This is a genomic window from Streptomyces sp. CC224B, assembly GCF_030010595.1.
In the GTDB taxonomy this organism is placed as follows: Bacteria; Actinomycetota; Actinomycetes; order Streptomycetales; family Streptomycetaceae; genus Streptomyces; species Streptomyces longispororuber.
The window spans coordinates 1-474 of sequence record NZ_JASCXL010000265.1; the positions used below are offsets into that span (position 1 = coordinate 1).

Below are 474 nucleotides of genomic sequence, written 5' to 3' on the forward strand. Positions count from 1 at the left end.
GGCAGTCGACGGCGTCGAGCAGTACGTGCTCCAGCTCTGGCCGCAGGCCTAAGCCGCAGTTCGGCGGGCCGGGCACCACAACGCCGCCGCAGCCATCCAGCTGCGGGGGCGTTGCGAGCTTGGGGCGGCGGCTCAGTCGAGGCGTTCGCCGAGCTTCGCCGCCTGCCGGTCGCCATCCTTCGTATCCCACCACTCGAACAGACGGATACGGAAATCGTTGGCGATGCCACGGACGAGGTGGTGCGGCGGTTGACCGTTGAAGATCGCCATCTGCTGCCGGTCGCTCTCCAACCGGACCCGCCACCGCTGTTGGAAAGCCTCCAGCTCGACCACCAGCGTGAACGTCCGCCTGTGCTCCACCACACCCAAGCCGGTCACGGTCAATTCAGAAGTGCCCGAGAACAACTTGCCCATCAAGTGCGGAACCAGCAGATCCCTCACCTCTGAAGCAGACGGCATGCACTCGCCTCCCTC

General features: G+C 65.8%; 1 protein-coding gene. It reads right to left on the minus strand.

Going from position 1 to position 474, the window contains the following annotated elements; all coding sequences use genetic code 11:
• Positions 1-132 precede the first annotated feature (132 nt).
• Positions 133-474, minus strand: a 342-nt coding sequence (locus QK440_RS41280) for a hypothetical protein (protein ID WP_282798402.1), incomplete at its 5' end; no start/stop codon positions are given.